This window comes from Streptomyces viridochromogenes DSM 40736 (genome assembly GCF_000158955.1).
Taxonomy (GTDB): Bacteria; Actinomycetota; Actinomycetes; order Streptomycetales; family Streptomycetaceae; genus Streptomyces; species Streptomyces venetus.
On the sequence record NZ_GG657757.1, the window covers coordinates 8,420,634 to 8,437,745 of the forward strand.

The window sequence follows — 17,112 nt, forward strand, 5'->3', positions numbered from 1 at the left end:
CGTTCGGTCCCGGGCCCGCGAGGGGCTGGTCGACTTTGTGCCCGGCGAGGTCGCGCGTGTGGCGGCGATCTCGCCGGGCGGGGTGCGCGCCCTGTTCGAGTTCCGGATGCTGCTGGAGCCGGAGGCGGCAGCCTCGGTCGCGACGTCGCGTGCGGCGCGCGAGGAACTCCTGACGCCGTTCTGGGAGCTCCTGGAGCAGCTGAACGAGTTCGCCAGTAGCTTCCGGGCCTTGGCCCTGGCCGAGCAGGAGCGGGCCTACCAGGGGTTCTACGAACCTGAGTGAACGCTTCGACCAGGCGGTCATCGCGACGTGCCGGCACCCCTGTCTGGCCCGCACGCTCCGTGACGTGCGCAGCCAGACGGTGCGCCTGCGGGACCTGTCGCACAGCGGCCTCGGGCGCATGCTGACGTCGCTGGAGGAACACCGAGCCATGCTCAAGGCGATCACCCAAGGCGAAGCGTAGGCGGCGTCGGCCGCCTGCCGCCACCACCTCGCACAGACCCTCCAAGCCCTCATCGACAGCCTGACCGGCCAGGACTTCTCCCTCGGGGCGGAGGTGCGGCTGGACTTCGTGAGCTGACACGAGGCCGGCCGGCTGATGGACGAGTTCCAGGACACCTGCGACGTGCTCAGCACGGCGTCGACGCAGCCCAGTCCACGCGCACGGCTCCCGCGGCAGGAAGCGAGCACGGCTGAGGAACACAGACCGGGCCGGTGGTGGCTTTCCCCGGCCGTCGGCACGCGGCACTCCCGGGCGGGAGGGGGGCGACCTCGGATGGCTTACGGTGAGCTGGGCGGAGTGGATGGCGGCGAGCGGCTACGCGTCGCCGGCCGGTGGACAAGGCAGGGGAAGCGTGACGACACAGCGCGGCAATCAGTCGGCGGTAGCCGCCCGGGGGCGTACGGCGGCCGGCCGGGCTCCGGGGCCGCGTGCGGTGGAGATCCGCAACGCTGCCCTCGTCCTGTTCGCCGAGCGAGGGTACGCCGCCACCACGATGGCCGACATCGGCGAAGCGGTGGGGATGCGTGGGCCGAGTCTGTACAAGCACGTGGGGTCCAAGCAGGAACTGCTCACCCAGATCATGACGGGCACGATGGACGACCTGCTGCGGAACCACCGCGCTGCCGTCACGGGATGTGAGGACGTGGTGGAGCGGCTGCGCCGGGCGGCCGAGGCTCATGTCCGCTACCACGTCCGGCACCGCCTCGAAGCGTTCGTGGGGACCCGGGAGATCCGCAGCCTGGAGGAGCCCCACCGTACGGAGGTCCTTCAGCGGCGTGCCGCCTACGAGCAGGCCTTCCGGACGTTGCTCAGCGAAGGCGTGCAGGCCGGGCGCTTCAGTGTCACCACGGTGAAGCTGACCTCCTACGCGATCCTGGATCTCGGGATGGGCGTACCGGTCTGGTACCGCGAGGACGGTGACCTGACGGAGGATCAGGTCGTGTACCAGTACGGCGACTTCGCCCTGCGGCTGGCCGGCGCGCGCTGACTCGACGGAGAGTTCCGTTCAAGCGAAGCACACCCGGTGTGAACCGAATCCGGTTCAAAGTCGTGGACGGTCATGCTGCGCCGCCGCGGTGACCGTGCCCCGCAGTGCTTCGGTGACCCGAGTGGTGAGGCTTCTCATCGTCGCCGCAGGTCAAGTGCCTCGCACGCCCAGGCGCCGGTCCGGCCCTCCGCCCCGCGCCGAGAAAATCCACGCACCGGTCTAGCTGTACTGAGTTCAGTTCTGTAGCGTCCCCGGCGTCGGCAGGTACGGGACCGTGCCGGGAAGGAGAGCCGGAGCATGAGTGCCACTCAGAGTTCCGCCACATCAGGGGCCCAGTCGGCGACCTACGAACCTCGTACGGTGCGCCGCGCGATGCTCGCCGGCAGCCTCGGCACCCTGATCGAGTACTACGACTTCAGCGTCTACGGCTATCTCGCCGTGGTGATCGCGCCGCAGTTCTTCCCGAGCGCGGAGCCGGCGGCCGCGCTCCTGGCGACGCTCGCGGTGTTCGCCACCGGACTGGTGGTGCGGCCGATCGGCGGCGTGTTCTTCGGATGGCTCGGAGACCGATGGGGGCGCCGCAAGGCGCTGGTCTCCTCGGTGCTGTGCATGGGAGTCGCCAGCAGCGCCACCGGGCTGCTGCCGACCTACAGCCAGATCGGCGTGACCGCGGCGGTGCTGCTCCTTCTGTGCCGATTGATGCAGGGCATCTCCACGGGGGGCGAGTCGGTCGGCGCCTACACCTACATCTACGAGTCGGCCCCGCCGCGGCGCAGGGCCTTCCTCGGTGCCGTCACGCCCATCGGGTCCAACCTCGGGTTCATGTTCGCGGCCGCCACGGCCGGGGTGATCTCCGCCCTCGCCACGAAGGACCAGATGGCCGACTGGGGCTGGCGGCTGCCGTTCCTCATGGCCGTGCCGCTCACCCTGTTCTGCCTGTGGGCCCGGCTGCGGATCGAGGACACCCCCGAATTCGAGGAGGCCGCACGGCGCGCCGACATCCCCACCGCTCCGATCCGGGAGGTCCTGGCCACGCACCGCGCGGCGCTGCTGCAGTCCATCGGCCTGTCCATGGCGCAGGGCGGCGCCATCTTCCTCGGCCTGACGTACATCGGCATCCACCTCACCACCGACCTGGGGTACGACCCCACGCAGGTGCTCTGGCTGAGCGCGGGCGTCGTGCTCGTCACCGTGCTGCTCATGGTGCCGGCCGGCTGGCTCGCCGCCCGGTTCGGCTCCCGCCGCATCCTGATGGCGGGGTTGCTGGGATTCCTGCTGACCGCCTATCCCGCGATGATGCTGATGGACCGGCACAACCTGGCCCTGGCCGGCGCCGCTTACCTGCTGTTCATGCTGAGCAGCGCGTTCGTGCAGGTCCCGGCGGCCAGTCTGTGGCCGCACCTGTTCGATCGCCGGGTCCGGTTCACGGGCATGGCGATCGGCTACAACATCGGCACCGTCCTGGCGGGCGGTACCGCCCCGTACATCGCGACCTTCCTGGTCCAGCGCACCGGGAACCAGCTCTCCCCGGCGTTCTTCGTCATGACGGTCTGCGTGATCGGGATCGGGGCCCTGCTCACGGTCCGCAAGGACGTGGGCGCGAAGATGGTCTGAGACGTCCGACGCGGTGACCGCCGGCGCCAGGAGCCCGGCGGTCATCGCGACGCGCTGTCCCGTTGTCTAGTGCCGCGGCAGGCAACGTTCGCCCCGTCGCGACGCCCGGCACGCCCTCTCGCCGCACCGGCCGAAAGCCCAAGTACATCCAGTACGACGGCTTCCGGCCGGCACTCCCCCAAGCTCTTCGAGCAGGGGGTACCCCCAGAGGACGCACCGGACGCCGCTCCTTGACGGGCAAACGTTGCCTGCCGCGGCACTAGCCGCGGGCGTGACCGACGTGGCCGATGGTCTGGCCGCCGTCCACCAGGAACTCCCCGCCCGTGGTGTACGAGGAGTCGTCGCCGGCGAGGAAGAGCACCATGCGCGTGACCTCCTCCGGCTCCCCGATGCGTGGCACCGGCTGGTCGGCGAAGAGCGCGGGGGCGGCGCTCTCCCCCATGGGGGTGCGGATGACACCCGGGTGTACGGAGTTGACGCGCACCCCGGTGCCCGCCATGTCCAGTGCCGCGGCCTTGGTCATTCCCCGGATCCCCCACTTGCTCGTCACGTAGCCGATGCCGTCGGCGAAGCCCATGAGGCCGGCGGCCGAGGAGATGTTGACGACCGCCCCGCGGCCGCGGCGGCGCATGCCGGGCAGAACGGTGTGCATGCCCAGGAAGGTGCCGACCACGTTGACGTCGAGGATCCGGCGGAAGTGCTCGGGCGACTGCTCTTCCACGCCGCCGAAGTGAACGATCCCCGCGTTGTTGACCAGGACGTCCACCGGACCGAGGGTGTCCTCGACGGCGCCGACGACGGACTGCCACGCCTCTTCGTCGGTCACGTCGAGGTGGTGGTACCGCGCGCCGGCGAGACTTTCCGCCAGGGCCTTTCCCTCGTCGTCCAGCAGGTCGCAGACGGCGACCCGGGCGCCCTCCGCGGCCAGCCCACGTGCGTGTGAGGCGCCCATGCCCCGGGCCCCGCCGGTGACGAGGGCGACTTTTCCGTCGAAGCGCATCCTGAACTTCCCTTCCGCGTACGCGTGATGTCCGAGCCCGGTCGGCCGGATCTGCCTCTGGCCGGTCAGGGCTGCGCCTGGCCGGTCAGGGCTGCGCCTGGCCGATCGGGGCTGCGCCTGGCCGATCGGGGCTGCGCCTGGTCAGTCGGGGACGAGTACGGCCCGCCCGCGCACCCGGCCCCGGCGAAGCCGGGCGATCGCCTCCGGCGCGGCGGACAGCGGGAAGTGCTCCGTCTCGACGTGGATCGCGCCCGAGCGGGCCAGCGCGACGACCTCGGCGAGTTCGGGGCGCGTACCCCAGAAGGGCAGGGAGAGCCTGAAGCCCGGCGGGAGAACACCCGGCTTGGAGACGGCCAGACGCCCCCCTCCACTGCCCACCACGGCGAGTTCGCCACCCGGCCGCAGGACACCGACCGCGAGTTCCAGCGTCTGCGTGGTGCCGACGAAGTCGAGCACGGCGTCCACGCCCGCGCCACCGGTCCGCGCCTTCAGGACACGGGCGGTGTCCGCCCGCACCAGGGTGCCGAAGTCTGCGCCGGAGCGGTCCGCGAGAGCCAGAGCGTCCTCCCGGACGTCGACCGCCAGCACACGGCTCCCGGTGGTCGCGCGAAGGATCTGCACGGCCAGGTGCCCCAGTCCTCCGACGCCGATGACGGCGGTGGTGCTGCCCTTCCCGAGTGCGTGCCGCAGTCCGGCCACAGCGTGGTAGGACGTCAGACCCGCGTCCGAGAGCGGAGCCGCCTGATCGGCGGGCAGGTCGTCGATCGGCACCAGATGGCGGGCGGACGGGACGAGCACGTACTCGGCCATTCCGCCGTCCCGGCCCAGTCCCGCCCCGTGCCAGGCGAGGGTGTCGCGCCGGTCGCAGTAGTTGTCCCGGCCCGCGTCGCACCGGTCACAGGTACCACAGCCCCACGGCCCGTAGAGCACCACGCGGTCACCGGCCCGCACCCCGTCGGTGCCGGGCCCCAGGGCGGCGATCCGCCCGGCGACCTCGTGGCCGAGCGTGAACGGGAGCCGGTAGGGGAGAGCCCCCGCGGCCGCTGCCATGACGTGCAGGTCGGAGTGGCACAGGCCGGTGGCTTCGACCCGCACGAGGACCTCGGCGCCCCGGGGGACGGGCCGCTCGACCTCGGCCGGTGCCGGGGGCTCGCCCCACGCCGTGAGTCGCAATGCCCTCATCTTCACCGTCCCAGGTCTTGTCAGTCCCGCAGCCGTCACGGTAACAGAGATGAAGTCAGTTCAATATGGCCAGTGCGGTGAAGGGAGATCGTCTTGACCGGGACGGACGCGCGGACGGACAGGTTCGCGGGCAAGGTCGCGATGGTGACGGGCGCCGGCTCCGGGATGGGTGCGGCAGCCGCCCGGAAGCTGGCGGCGGAAGGGGCGCGGGCCGTCGTCCTGGTGGACCTGAACGGCGACGGGGCCGAGGCCGTCGCGAAGGAGCTGCCCGCCGCTCGCGCGGTCGCGCTCGACGTGGCGGATGCGGCTCAGGTCGACGGCGCGGTCCAGGACGTACTGCGGCGGCACGGGCGGCTCGACATCCTGGTGCACGCGGCCGGGGTCGACGACCCCGAGGCGAAGGCGCGTATCGCGGACGCCCTGGTCGAGGGGCGGCCGGTCGAGGTGACCGGTTCTCTCGACGACACGGCCTGGCGGCGCGTCATGCGGGCGAACCTGGACGGCACGTTCCATGTGCTGCGTGCCGCGGTGCGGGCCATGCGACCCTTCGAGGCCGGGGCGATCGTGGTGATCGGCTCGTCGTCGGCCTTCGACACGCCCGTCGGCTATCCCCACTACGCCGCCTCCAAAGCCGCCGTGCACGCGCTGAGCCAGGCCGTGGCCAAAGAGGTCATCGCGTCCGGGATCCGGGTGAACGTGGTGGCCCCGGGGCCGACCGAGACGGGGATGGCCGCACGCACGCCCGAGGTGCTGCGTGCCGGTTTCGCCGACCCGAGGGTGCGTCCGTACGCCACCGCCGAGGAGATCGCCGACATCGCGCTCTTCCTGGCGAGCGAGGCCGCGGCGAATCTGGTCGGCGCGGTGCTGCTCGCCAACGGCGGCCGGTTCACCGTCTGAGCGAAACCGGCTCGCGCGCAGGTCTTGCCCGTCCGGAGCCCTGCACCTACGGTGAGTGAATTGAGTTCAGTTCTTGTATGTGCGACGTACGAGTACGATGGAGACCTCCATGCACCGTCGGCACCCCGAGATCGACCCCCAGTCGCTGTCCGAAACAGACGAACAGCGGCAACTGCGGGCTGTATTGCGGGACTTCTACACCGAGACAAGTGGTCCCGAGGACGTCCGCAAACATATGGCCACCCCGCGTGGACACGACGAACAGCTCTGGGCGCGGCTCGCGGGGGAGATCGGGGTCCACGGGCTGGCCGTTCCCGAGGAGTACGGCGGGGCGGGCTTCACCTTCGCCGAACTGGCGGTAGCTCTGCAGGAAGCCGGGCGCGCCCTGTACTGCGCGCCGCTGCTGCCCACCGTGGTCCTCGCCGCTCATGCCCTGCTGTACAGCGGCGACCGCACGGCGTGCGAGCGCTATCTGCCGCGGATCGCCGACGGCACGCTCACCGCGACCGTGGCCGGGTTCGACGCCGGGGGAGCCGACGAGCCCGAGGTCACGGCGGAGCGGGCTGGTTCCGGCTGGGTGCTGCGCGGCCGGGCGGACTTCGTGCTCGACGGGGCCGGCGCCGATCTTGTTCTGGTACGGGCGCGGACCCCGGCCGGACCAGAGCTGTTCGCCTGTGAGCCCTCGCCGGACACCACCCGGCGGACTCCGCGCCGCGTGCTGGACGAGACGCGCCGCCAAGCGCTGCTGGAGTTCCGAGGGGCACCGGCCATCACGGTGGGCACCACGGGCGGTGCCGAGGACACCGTCGCGGCGACGCTCGACACCGGGCGGGCCGCGCTGGCGGCCGAGCAGGTCGGCGGCAGCGGCCACGCACTGGACGCCACCGTCGAATTTGTCGGACAGCGCCAGCAGTTCGGGCGGCCCATCGGTTCCTTCCAGGCCGTCAAGCACCGCTTGGCCGACGTGCTGGTCACGCTGGAAGCGGCACGCTCCGCGTCCTCCTACGCGACGGCCTGCGCCGCCGCCCTCTCACCGCACCTGCCGGTGGCCGCCTGTGCCGCCGCCGTGGTCTGCTCCGAGACCTTCCGTCTGGCGACGGCCGAGTACGTCCAACTGCACGGCGGCATCGGCTTCACCTGGGAGCATCCGGCCCATCTGTACGTGCGCCGCGCGCGCGGGGCCGAGGTCCTCTTCGGCACGACGGACCGGCACCGGGTCCGGCTCGCCGAACTCGTCGGCTTCACCACCGGCTCCGCCGCCTGACGAGGCCGGAGGGCAGCCGACGAGGGACGGACGACGAAGGCCGCAGCCGCATGGCCGCCGCCGCGCACACTGCTCTCCGGTCTCACTCTTCGCAACCACCTCGTCGCCACCGTCGCCGCTCCCCACGAGACCGACGGGGCCTACCAGCGGCGGCCGGCCCAGGGCAACGCCGGCATGGTGGCCCTCCGAGCCGAGGCCGCCACGGAGCTGCCTGAGCGTGGCGCCCCGAGGTCAGGGGCGCGGTACGGTGCCGTGATCCCGACGCCCGCCGACGGCGTCCGCCTCAAACGCGCAGCTCGTCGCCTCGACGCGCTGCCGCCAAGGACGCCGAAGGCCTTGGCCGTACGGGCCGTGAGGCCGCTGTGACGCTCGTGCGTGGGCGGTGATCGGCCTGGTCAGCCGTCGTACACATAGAAACCGCGGCCACTCTTGCGGCCGAGGCGGCCCGCAGCCACCATGCGCCGCAGCAGTGGGGGAGCGTCGTACAGCGGCTCCTTGAACTCCTCGTACATCGACTCGGCGACGGCCTGGGCCGTGTCCAGGCCGATCAGGTCGAGTAGCCGCAGCGGACCCATGGGGTGGGCGCAGCCGAGCTCCATGCCGCTGTCGATGTCCTCCACGCGCGCCGCCCCGGACTCGACCATGCGGATCGCGGCGAGCAGATACGGCACCAGCAGCGCGTTGACCACGAAGCCGGAGCGGTCGGGGGCCTGGACGACCGTCCTGCCCAACTGCTCGGCCGCGAAGGCACGGGCGCGGGCCAGGGTGTCGGCGCCGGTGGTGAGAGCGGGGATCACCTCGACCAGCCTCTGCACCGGCACGGGGTTGAAGAAGTGCAGGCCCACGACATGGGAGGCCCGGCCGGTGGCCACGGCGAGGTCGACGACCGGGATCGAGGACGTGTTGGTGGCGAGGACGGCCTCCGGGTCCGAGACCACCTTGTCCAGCTGACGGAAGACCTCCAGCTTCACCTGCCGGTTCTCGGCGACGGCCTCGACGACGAACTGCCGGTCGGCCAGCCCCCCGAGGTCGTGCGTGAAGGAGAGCCGGGCCAGGGCCTGGTCCCGGTCGCTCTCGGTGAGTTTGCCGCGACGTACGCCGCGGTCGAGGGACGCGGCGACGCGGTCGCGGCCGGCGACGGCCAGGTCGGGGCTCGATTCGGCGACGGTCACATCGAGACCGCGCAGTGCGGCCACCTCGGCGATGCCGGAGCCCATGAGCCCGCAGCCGACGACGCCGAGACGGGAGATGCCGGACATGGAGGTCCTTCCTGAGAGCGGTCGTGAGCTTCAGTCATTGGAACCGAAGCGGGTCCGCACATCAAGAGCTGAATCGGATTCGGTTTGGTTTGATCGCAAGGGTTGACAGCTGTCCACGAGCCTCCCAGACTCATAGTGAATTCAGTTCAGTTTGGAGGGGTTGGAAGATGGCAGTGGAAGACGAGATCCAGTTCGAGCGTGACGGCCACGTCGCCCGTGTGTGGCTCAACCGCCCGTGGAAGAAGAACTGTGTCACCGTGCCGATCCTGGACCGGCTCGACGAGATCATCACGGAGGTCGACGAGGACCCCGAGCTGCGGGTTCTGGTGGTGCGCGGCCGCGGCGGCACCTTCTGCTCCGGCTTCGACCTCGACAGCCTGAAAGCGGAGTACGTCGGCAAGTCGAACGCGATCGACGTGGCGGTGAAGTCCGCGAAGGTGTGCGACCGCCTCTACTCGATGAAGACCCCCTCGGTCGCGGTCCTGGAGGGCCATGTCACCGCCGGCGGCTTCGAGATCATGATCTCCTGCGACTTCGCCATCTCCGCGGACGACGCCAAGATCGGCGACTTCCACATCCGCCGCGCGCTGTTCGGCGGAGCCGGGCCGATCTACCGGGTGCCGCGCATGATCGGCATCCGCAAGACCAAGGAGCTGATGCTCACCGGCAAGCTCCTCTCCGGTGTCGAGGCCGCCGAGTTCGGACTGATCAACAAGTCCGCGCCGGCGGACAAGCTGGACGCGACGGTCGAGGACTTCATCGGTGACCTCGTCGACAAGAGCCCCTTCACCATGTGGCTCACGAAGATGACGATCGACCGCAGCCTGGACGCCGACACCCAGTCGCTGATGGTGATGGAACACCTCGCCGTGGGCGTGGCCCTCAACTCCGAGGACGCCAATGAAGGCGTGTCGGCATTCCTGGAGAAGCGCGAACCCAAGTGGCAGGGGCGCTGATCCCGATGGCCACGGATCCGCGGAGTCCGGCCGTCGCCGTCGGGCTCCAGGGCTCACGCTGCTCCGGCTGCGCGGTGACGGCCTACCCCGCGGACGACGCGTGCCCACGCTGTGGGGGACCGGCCGACAGCGCGGTCCTCCAGGGCACCGGCACGCTGTGGACCTGGACCGTGCAGCGGTACGCCCCCAAGTCACCGCCCTATCGGATGCCGCCCGACGGCTTCGAGCCGTTCGCGCTCGGCTACGTCGAGCTGGCGGAGGGCCTGCGGGTGGCCGCCGTGCTCGACGTCGACGACCTCGACGGCATCCGCATCGGCATGCCCCTCACCGTGACAGCGGGCGACGGCGTCCCACGGGCCAGGCCCACGACCCCCGGCGAGGAGGGCTCATGAGTACCGACGTCCTGATCTGCGGCGCCGGGCGCACCCCGTTCGGCCGGTCGGAGGCCAGCGGCCGGCACCTGGCCCTCGGCGCGGTGAACGCCGCGCTGGCGGACGCCGGTATCGAGTGGTCGCGAGTCGGGGCCGCGTTCGGCGGCAGCGACAACGCCGGCCTCGCCGACACGCTGGTGACCCAACTCGGCCTCACCGGACTGCCGTTCGTCAACGTCAAGAACGGCTGCGCCACCGGCGGCAGCGCACTGGTGTCCGCCGTGAACGCGATCCGCTCCGGCATGGCCGACGTCGTCCTCGCCGTCGGTTTCGACAAACACCCGCGCGGCGCCTTCGACCCGAGGCCCGAGGACTGGGGACTGGGAGCGGAGTACGGCAGCGACGGGCTGATGGTGACGACCCAGTTCTTCGGCATGAAGATCCAGCGCTACATGCACGACCACGGAATCACCCCGCGCACCCTGGCCCTGGTCGCCGAGAAGGCGTACCACAACGGAGGCCTGACGCCGCAGGCGTGGCGCCGCAAGCCCGTGTCCGCCGAGGAGATCCTCGACTCCGGCATGGTCAGCGATCCGCTGACCCGGTACATGTTCTGCTCCCCGGGAGCGGGCGCGGCCGCGCTGGTGCTGTGCTCACCCGAGGCCGCACGCACCCTGGAGGGCACGCCGGTCACCCTGCGCGCGGCGGCGGTCCGCACGCGGCGCTTCGGCTCGTTCGAGGTGTTCAGCCCCTCGATCCCCCCGGGCCCGCTCACCAGCGTCAGCCGTGACGCCTCCGCCGCCGCCTTCGAGGAAGCCGGCATGGGACCCGGCGACGTCGACGTCTGCCAGCTGCAGGACACCGAGAGCGGCGCCGAGGTCATGCACATGGCCGAGTGCGGGTTCTGCGAGGACGGCGAGCAGGAGCGGCTGGTCGCCGCCGGTGCCACCGGCATCGGCGGCACCCTGCCGGTCAACACCGACGGCGGCTGCATCGCCAACGGCGAACCCATCGGTGCCTCGGGACTGCGCCAGGTCTACGAGATCGTCCAGCAACTGCGCGGACGGGCCGGCGAGCGCCAGGTCCCCGGCGAACCCAGGACCGGCTTCACCCATGTGTACGGCGCCCCCGGCGTGAGCGCCTGCACGGTGCTGTCCCGCTGACCCGTCCCTTGAACGTACCGATCGGAGGTGGAAGAAGCGATGAAAGGCACCCCGGAACCCGGCGTTGTCCCCGACCCCGAGGCGTTCCGCGCCCAGACCCGGCAGTGGCTCGCCACGGTCGCCCGGCCGCGCGCCGCCGACGGGGAGTGGGGCAGCGGCTCCGACTCCGTCGCCGTGTTCGAGAACTGGACCGAGGAACAGGAACGCGAGCACACCGCCCGCACCCAGGAGTGGGAACGCACCCGCTACGACCAGGGATGGGGAGCGCTCAACTGGCCCAAGACGTACGGGGGGCGGGGCCTGCCCGCGTACTACGAACAGCTCTACCGCACCGAAGAGACGGCCTTCGACGTGCCCCACCGCACCGAGGTCTTCCCCGTGACGCAGCAGCTCGTCGCCCCCGCGATCGGCATCTGGGGCACCGAGGAGCAGAAGCAGCGCTGGCTGCGCCCCATGCTGCGCACCGACGAACTCGCCTGCCAGCTCTTCTCGGAGACCGAGGCCGGCTCCGACCTCGCCGCGGTGCGCACGCGGGCGGTGCGCGACGGCGACCGATGGGTGCTCCAGGGACACAAGGTGTGGACCTCCGGGGCCCGCGTCGCGACCTGGGGCGTCGCGGTGTGCCGCACCGACCCGGACGTACGCAAGCACGCCGGCATCACCGTCTTCCTGGTGCGCATGGACGCGCCGGGCGTGACCGTACGGCCCATCCAGCAGATGACCGGCGGCACCAGCTTCAACGAGGTCTACCTCGACGGCGTGGTGGTGCCCGACACCGACCGGCTCGGGCCGGTCGGAGAGGGCTGGCGGGTCACGCTCAGTGTGCTGGCCGCCGAACGCCTCGACTCAGGCAACCTCGGCCTGGACAACGCCGACCGGGCGCTGGAACTCGCCGGGAACCTGCACCGCCCGCTCACCGGCAGCGAACAGCAGCGGGCCGCCGACCTCCACATCCGCACGCTCGTCCAGCGGCTCGTCGGACTGCGCGTGACGGCCGCCCTCGTCGCCGGACGCGAACCCGGCGCGGAGGCCTCCGTCGGCAAGCTCTACGCCACCGAGACCATGCGGCGCACCAGTGACCTGGTCTCCGAGCTGCTGGGACCGAGCCTCGTCGCGGACACGGGCCAGTGGGGCACCTACGCCTGGACGGAGCACCTGCTCGGCGCCCCCGGATACAGCATCGCGGGCGGCACCGACGAGATCCAGCACAACATCCTCGCCGAACGGGTGCTCGGCCTGCCGAAGGAGCCCGTCCGATGAGCACGGCCACGCAGCTGCCGGAGCTGTCCGCCCGCGTCCGCGACCGGCTCGCCCGCCGCCATCCGGGCGCCCCGGTCGGCGAGTTGACGGTGCTGCCGGGCGGCCACTCGGGGCTGACGTACTCGATCACCGCAGGGGACGCCCGGTACGTCGTCAAGGCGGTGCCTCCCGGGCAGAAACCCGTCGGGCGCAACGACGTGCTACGTCAGGCACGGGTGCTGGGCGCGCTGGCCGGGTCCGCGGTTCCGGTGCCCGGCGTCGCCGCCGTCGACGAGACGCAACCGGCGTGGTTCGCCATGGAGTTCGCGTCCGGCGAGGCCGTCGAGCCGGTACTCGACGAGCCCGGGGTGCCCGCCGCGACGGCCCGCGCCCGGATGCTGGAGGTCGCTGCCGTGCTGCGGCGCCTGCACGCCACCGACACCCGTACGCCCGGGCTCGACCCGCCCGAACCGCTCGACGCGGCGGGGGAGCTGGAACGGTGGAGCCGTACCCTGCACGCCGTCCCCGCCGAACTGCGCCCTGGCGGAGAGGAGTTGCTCGCCCGCCTCGCCCGTGATGTGCCCGGCGGCCTCCCGCCGGTGCTGCTGCACGGGGACTTCCGGCTCGGCAACGTGCTGTGCGTCGACGAGCGCGCGGCAGCCGTCGTCGACTGGGAGATCTGGAGCATCGGCGACCCGCGCATCGACCTCGGGTGGTTCCTGCTCTTCGCCGACCACCGCAACTTCCCCCGGCTGGGGCGTGCCGTGCCCGGTCTGCCCAGCGAGGCCGAACTGCTGGACGCCTACCTCGACGGCCGGCCCGCACTGCCCGCGATGGACTGGTTCCGGGCACTCGGCCGCATGAAGATGGCCGCGATCATGGGCCACAACCTGCGCCGGCACCGCGAGGGCAAGCACCACGACCCGGACCAGGAGCGACTGCCGCCCACCATCGCCGCGATGATCAGCACGGCACGCGACATCCTCGGCTGATCCGGACCCACCACACGAATCCCGGACAGGAGCCATCGTGGATTTCGGATTCTCGCCCCGAGCGAGTGAACTCCAAGGCCGCATGCGGTCGTTCATGGAGCAGCACGTCCTCCCCGCGGAAGCGGTCTACGACCGGCAGCTCGCCGAGGCGGACGACCCGCACGCCCTGCCGCCCGTGATGGCGGAACTGAAGGAGAAGGCGCGCGCCGAGGGCCTGTGGAACCTCTTCATGGCGCACGGCGACTGGGGCGCGGGGCTCAGCAACCTCGAGTACGCGCCGCTCGCCGAGCTGGCGGGCCGCTCCATCATCGGCCCCGAGGTGTTCAACTGCTCGGCGCCCGACACCGGCAACATGGAGCTGCTCGCGCTGTACGGCACGCCCGAACAGCAGGAGCGGTGGCTGCGCCCCCTGCTGGACGCGGAGATCCGCTCGTGCTTCGCCATGACCGAGCCGGAGGTCGCGAGCTCCGACGCCCGCAACATCCGAACCCGCATCACCCGCGACGGCGACGCCTACGTCGTCAACGGCCGCAAGTGGTACACCTCCGGGATCCTCGACCCCGACTGCAGACTGATCATCCTGATGGGCAAGACCGACCCGGACGCGCCCACGTACCGGCAGCAGAGCATGCTCCTCATCCCCCGGGACACCCCGGGCGTCACGGTCCTGCGCGACCTGCCGATGTTCGGCTACACCGACCGGCTCGGACACGGTGACGTGCTCTTCGAGGACGTCCGCGTGCCGGTGGAGAACATCCTGAGGGGCGAGGGGGAGGGGTTCGCGCTCGCCCAGGGACGGCTCGGTCCGGGGCGGATGCACTACGCGATGCGCGCCGTGGGCTTCGCCGAACGCGCCCTGCAGCTGATGTGCGAACGCGTCACGGAACGCAGCGCCTTCGGCGGACCGCTCGCCGACCAGGGGGTGGTGCGCGAGTGGATCGCCCGCAGCCGCATCGAGATCGAGCAGCTGCGTCTCCTCGTCCTCAAGTCCGCCTGGCTGATGGACACCGTCGGCAACGCCGCCGCCCGCATGGAGGTCGCGGCGATCAAGGTCGCGGCGCTGGAGGTCGCCCACAAGGTGGTCGACCGCGCGGTGCAGGCGCACGGCGCGGCGGGGGTCAGCGACGACACCGTACTGGCCCGGCTGTACGCCATCACACGAGCACTGCGCATCGCGGACGGCCCCGACGAAGTGCATCTGCGGACGGTGGCCCGTCAGGAACTCGCCAAGTACCGCAAGACGGCCGAGCAGGACAAGTCCGAGCAGGAAAAGGCCGAGCACCAGAAGACCGAGCAGGAGAAGACCGACATGAAAGCAGGGGCGGCGTGAGCGGCGGCACTCTCGACGGCCGGGTCGCCGTCATCACCGGCGGATCCCGCGGCATCGGACTCGGCATCGCCACCGCCTACCGGGCAGCAGGCGCACACGTGGTGATCGCGGCCCGCAAGGCGGCCGGACTCGCCGCGGCCCGCGAGGAGTTGCTGCGCGTCAAGGGCGACGGCGACCTGCACACGGTCGTGGCCAACGCAGGCGAACCCGAGCAGGCCGAAGCCTGCGTCGAGGAGACCATGGCCCGCTTCGGCCGGATCGACATCCTCGTCAACAACGCGGCGACCAACCCGTACCACGGCGATCTGCTCGACCTGGACCTGCCGCGCGCGGAGAAGACCGTACGCGTCAACCAGTACGGCATGATCGCCTGGACCCGGTACGCCTGGCGGGCGTGGATGGCCGAGCACGGGGGAGCGGTGGTCAACATCGCCTCCGTCGGCGGGCTGATCGTCGACCCGCACATCGGCTACTACAACGCCACCAAGGCCGCCATGCTGCACATGACCCGGCAGCTCGCCTACGAACTCGGGCCCCGGGCACGGGTGAACGCCATCGCCCCCGGACTGATCAAGACGGAGCTGGCGCGGGCCGTGTGGGAGGTGCGGGAGCCGGTCCTCACCGCCAAACTGCCGCTGCGACGCCTCGGCACGGTGGAGGACGTGGCGAACGCGGCACTGTTCCTGGCCTGCGACGCCTCCTCCTGGATGACCGGCCAGACCCTGGTGCTCGACGGCGGAGCGACCGCCCTGCCGATCGGAGTGGACGAGTGAGCACGCCACGATCCGCCGCCGAACTGTTCTCGCTCCAGGGCAGGACAGCCGTCGTCACCGGCGCCTCCGCCGGGCTCGGCGCACGCTTCGCCGCGGTCCTCGCCCAGGCCGGCGCCACCGTCTTCGCCGCGGCCCGCCGCATCGACCGGCTGAAGGAACTCGCGGACTCCGACACCCGCATCCACCCCGTGGCCTGCGACGTCTCACGTGCCGACGACCGTACGCGGCTGACCGAGACCGCCCTGGCCGCCACCGGCCGGCTCGACATCCTGGTCAACAACGCGGCCAGTTCCGGCGAGACGCGCGCCGAGGACGAATCACCGGACGCCTTCGCCGACGTCCTCGGCGTCAACCTCACCGCGCCCTACCACCTGGCCCGCCTCACCGCCGAGGCACCCGGGGACACGGGAGGCAGGAGCATCATCAACGTCTCCTCCATCCTCGGCCTGGTGACCGCCGCACCCCTGGGCGGCGCGAGTTACTCGGCGTCCAAGGCCGGACTGATCGGACTGACGCGTGAACTGGCCGGACAGTGGGGGACGAGCGGAACCCGCGTCAACGCGCTCGCCCCGGGGTGGTTCCGCACCGAGATGACCGAGGGCCTCTTCGGCGACGAGCGCTCCAGCCGCTGGGTCGAGCGCAACACCCTGCTGCGGCGCGGCGGCGACGGCCATGAACTCGACGGCGCGCTGCTGTACCTCGCCTCGGACGCCTCCTCGTACTGCACCGGACAGGTGCTGACCGTCGACGGCGGATGGACGGCGCGATGACGGCCGGGACGACGACGGTCGGTCTCGAGATCGACGACGCGGGCCTGGCCCGCGTCACCCTGCGCCGGGGCGAGGCGGGCAACGCCATCGACCTGGACCTGGCGCGCGGACTGCTTCAGGCGGCGCGGGCCTGCGCGCGCGAGGCCGTACGGGCCGTGCTGCTCACCGGTGAGGGGAAGTCCTTCTGTGTCGGCGGCGACCTCAGGGAGTTCTCACGGCTCTCCGGTGAGGCGCTGGAGAAGCACCTGACCGCGGTGACCGACGCGTTGCACGACGCCCTGCGCACGTTCGCCGCGAGCGACGCGCCCGTGGTGGCCGCCGTGCAGGGGTCGGTGGCGGGCGCCGGCATCGGTCTGGCCGCGGCCGCCGATGTGACCCTCGCCGCCGACGACGCCTCGTTCACCGCCGCGTACACCGGCATCGGATACTCACCGGACGCCGGAGTCAGCTGGTTCCTGCCCCGCCTCGTCGGCCCCAAGCGGGCCCTGGACCTCCTGCTGACCAACCGCCGCGTCCCCGCGGCGGAAGCCGCCGCCATCGGACTGGTGAGCCGTGCCGTGGCCCCCGACCGGTTGACCGCCGAGGCCGAACGCACCGCCGAGGCCCTGCGCGGGGGACCCACCACCGCCTTCGGGGCCACCCGTCGCCTCGTCACCGCCGGACTGACCACGGACCTCGGGCCGCATCTGGACCGCGAGGCCCGTGCGCTCGCGGCCGCGGCCGCCTCGGACACGGGCCGTGAGGGCGTCGCCGCGTTCCTGGGCAAGCGGGCGCCCGACTTCACGCGCATCCCGCCCCGCCCCTGACCCCC

General features: G+C 71.6%; 18 protein-coding genes. 15 read left to right on the forward strand and 3 right to left on the reverse strand.

The genetic code is table 11. The annotated features are described in order from the left end of the window. Positions 1–58: 58 nt before the first annotated feature. From SSQG_RS43295 to SSQG_RS37010, 4 genes are all read left to right on the forward strand, one after another. Positions 59–283: a hypothetical protein gene (locus SSQG_RS43295; RefSeq protein ID WP_244299395.1), complete on the forward strand. Its 225-nt coding sequence runs from the start codon at positions 59–61 to the stop codon at positions 281–283. 19 nt (positions 284–302) lie between these two features. Beyond that, on the forward strand, positions 303–464 hold the full coding sequence (locus tag SSQG_RS43300) for an FCD domain-containing protein (RefSeq protein WP_338117316.1): 162 nt from the start codon (positions 303–305) through the stop codon (positions 462–464). A 391-nt stretch (positions 465–855) separates the two neighbouring features. After that, positions 856–1,491: a TetR/AcrR family transcriptional regulator gene (locus SSQG_RS37005; protein WP_003995126.1), complete on the forward strand. Its 636-nt coding sequence runs from the start codon at positions 856–858 to the stop codon at positions 1,489–1,491. Between the two features lie 297 nt (positions 1,492–1,788). After that, positions 1,789–3,105 carry an MFS transporter gene (locus SSQG_RS37010; RefSeq protein WP_003995127.1) on the forward strand — a complete coding sequence of 439 codons (1,317 nt, stop codon included), beginning with the start codon at positions 1,789–1,791 and terminating at the stop codon, positions 3,103–3,105. 259 nt (positions 3,106–3,364) lie between these two features. Here the strand turns inward: SSQG_RS37010 and SSQG_RS37015 are convergent, their stop codons facing one another. Next, positions 3,365–4,105: an SDR family oxidoreductase gene (locus tag SSQG_RS37015; RefSeq protein ID WP_003995128.1), complete on the reverse strand. Its 741-nt coding sequence runs from the start codon at positions 4,103–4,105 to the stop codon at positions 3,365–3,367. 141 nt (positions 4,106–4,246) lie between these two features. Continuing rightward, positions 4,247–5,287 carry an NAD(P)-dependent alcohol dehydrogenase gene (locus SSQG_RS37020; RefSeq protein WP_003995129.1) on the reverse strand — a complete coding sequence of 347 codons (1,041 nt, stop codon included), beginning with the start codon at positions 5,285–5,287 and terminating at the stop codon, positions 4,247–4,249. Between the two features lie 93 nt (positions 5,288–5,380). Between SSQG_RS37020 and SSQG_RS37025 the strand changes: the two genes are divergently transcribed. Both SSQG_RS37025 and SSQG_RS37030 read left to right on the forward strand, forming a co-directional pair. Then, positions 5,381–6,184, forward strand: a complete 804-nt coding sequence (locus SSQG_RS37025) for an SDR family NAD(P)-dependent oxidoreductase (protein WP_003995130.1) — start codon at positions 5,381–5,383, stop codon at positions 6,182–6,184. A gap of 109 nt (positions 6,185–6,293) precedes the next feature. Beyond that, positions 6,294–7,448 (forward strand): acyl-CoA dehydrogenase family protein, encoded by a 1,155-nt coding sequence (locus SSQG_RS37030; RefSeq protein ID WP_039935778.1) that lies wholly within the window; start codon positions 6,294–6,296, stop codon positions 7,446–7,448. Between the two features lie 395 nt (positions 7,449–7,843). Here SSQG_RS37030 and SSQG_RS37035 read toward each other — a convergent pair whose 3' ends face one another. Beyond that, positions 7,844–8,707: a 3-hydroxybutyryl-CoA dehydrogenase gene (locus SSQG_RS37035; RefSeq protein ID WP_003995132.1), complete on the reverse strand. Its 864-nt coding sequence runs from the start codon at positions 8,705–8,707 to the stop codon at positions 7,844–7,846. A 167-nt stretch (positions 8,708–8,874) separates the two neighbouring features. Here SSQG_RS37035 and SSQG_RS37040 point away from each other — a divergent pair, with 167 nt between their 5' ends. Genes SSQG_RS37040 through SSQG_RS37080 form a run of 9 tightly spaced genes read left to right on the forward strand, consistent with a single transcriptional unit; the run spans position 8,875 to position 17,107 of the window. Then, positions 8,875–9,663 carry an enoyl-CoA hydratase/isomerase family protein gene (locus SSQG_RS37040; protein WP_003995133.1) on the forward strand — a complete coding sequence of 263 codons (789 nt, stop codon included), beginning with the start codon at positions 8,875–8,877 and terminating at the stop codon, positions 9,661–9,663. A 5-nt stretch (positions 9,664–9,668) separates the two neighbouring features. Next, positions 9,669–10,055, forward strand: a complete 387-nt coding sequence (locus SSQG_RS37045; RefSeq protein ID WP_003995134.1) for a Zn-ribbon domain-containing OB-fold protein — start codon at positions 9,669–9,671, stop codon at positions 10,053–10,055. After that, on the forward strand, positions 10,052–11,197 hold the full coding sequence (locus tag SSQG_RS37050; protein ID WP_003995135.1) for a thiolase family protein: 1,146 nt from the start codon (positions 10,052–10,054) through the stop codon (positions 11,195–11,197). The genes SSQG_RS37045 and SSQG_RS37050 overlap by 4 nt, the downstream gene beginning before the upstream one ends. A 39-nt stretch (positions 11,198–11,236) precedes the next feature. Further along, on the forward strand, positions 11,237–12,457 hold the full coding sequence (locus tag SSQG_RS37055; protein ID WP_003995136.1) for an acyl-CoA dehydrogenase family protein: 1,221 nt from the start codon (positions 11,237–11,239) through the stop codon (positions 12,455–12,457). Next, the gene (locus SSQG_RS37060; RefSeq protein ID WP_039934464.1) at positions 12,454–13,428 is read left to right on the forward strand and encodes a phosphotransferase family protein; all 975 of its coding nucleotides are present in this window, start codon (positions 12,454–12,456) and stop codon (positions 13,426–13,428) included. The genes SSQG_RS37055 and SSQG_RS37060 overlap by 4 nt, the downstream gene beginning before the upstream one ends. Positions 13,429–13,465: 37 nt before the next feature. After that, a complete protein-coding gene (locus tag SSQG_RS37065; RefSeq protein WP_244299401.1) occupies positions 13,466–14,758 on the forward strand; it encodes an acyl-CoA dehydrogenase family protein in 1,293 nt (430 codons plus the stop codon). Continuing rightward, the gene (locus tag SSQG_RS37070; RefSeq protein WP_003995139.1) at positions 14,755–15,531 is read left to right on the forward strand and encodes an SDR family oxidoreductase; all 777 of its coding nucleotides are present in this window, start codon (positions 14,755–14,757) and stop codon (positions 15,529–15,531) included. The genes SSQG_RS37065 and SSQG_RS37070 overlap by 4 nt, the downstream gene beginning before the upstream one ends. Then, the gene (locus tag SSQG_RS37075) at positions 15,528–16,301 is read left to right on the forward strand and encodes an SDR family NAD(P)-dependent oxidoreductase (protein WP_003995140.1); all 774 of its coding nucleotides are present in this window, start codon (positions 15,528–15,530) and stop codon (positions 16,299–16,301) included. The genes SSQG_RS37070 and SSQG_RS37075 overlap by 4 nt, the downstream gene beginning before the upstream one ends. Beyond that, entirely contained in the window at positions 16,298–17,107 is an 810-nt protein-coding gene (locus tag SSQG_RS37080; protein ID WP_003995141.1) for an enoyl-CoA hydratase/isomerase family protein, read from the forward strand. Before SSQG_RS37075 ends, SSQG_RS37080 begins: the two co-directional genes overlap by 4 nt. Positions 17,108–17,112: the final 5 nt, after the last annotated feature.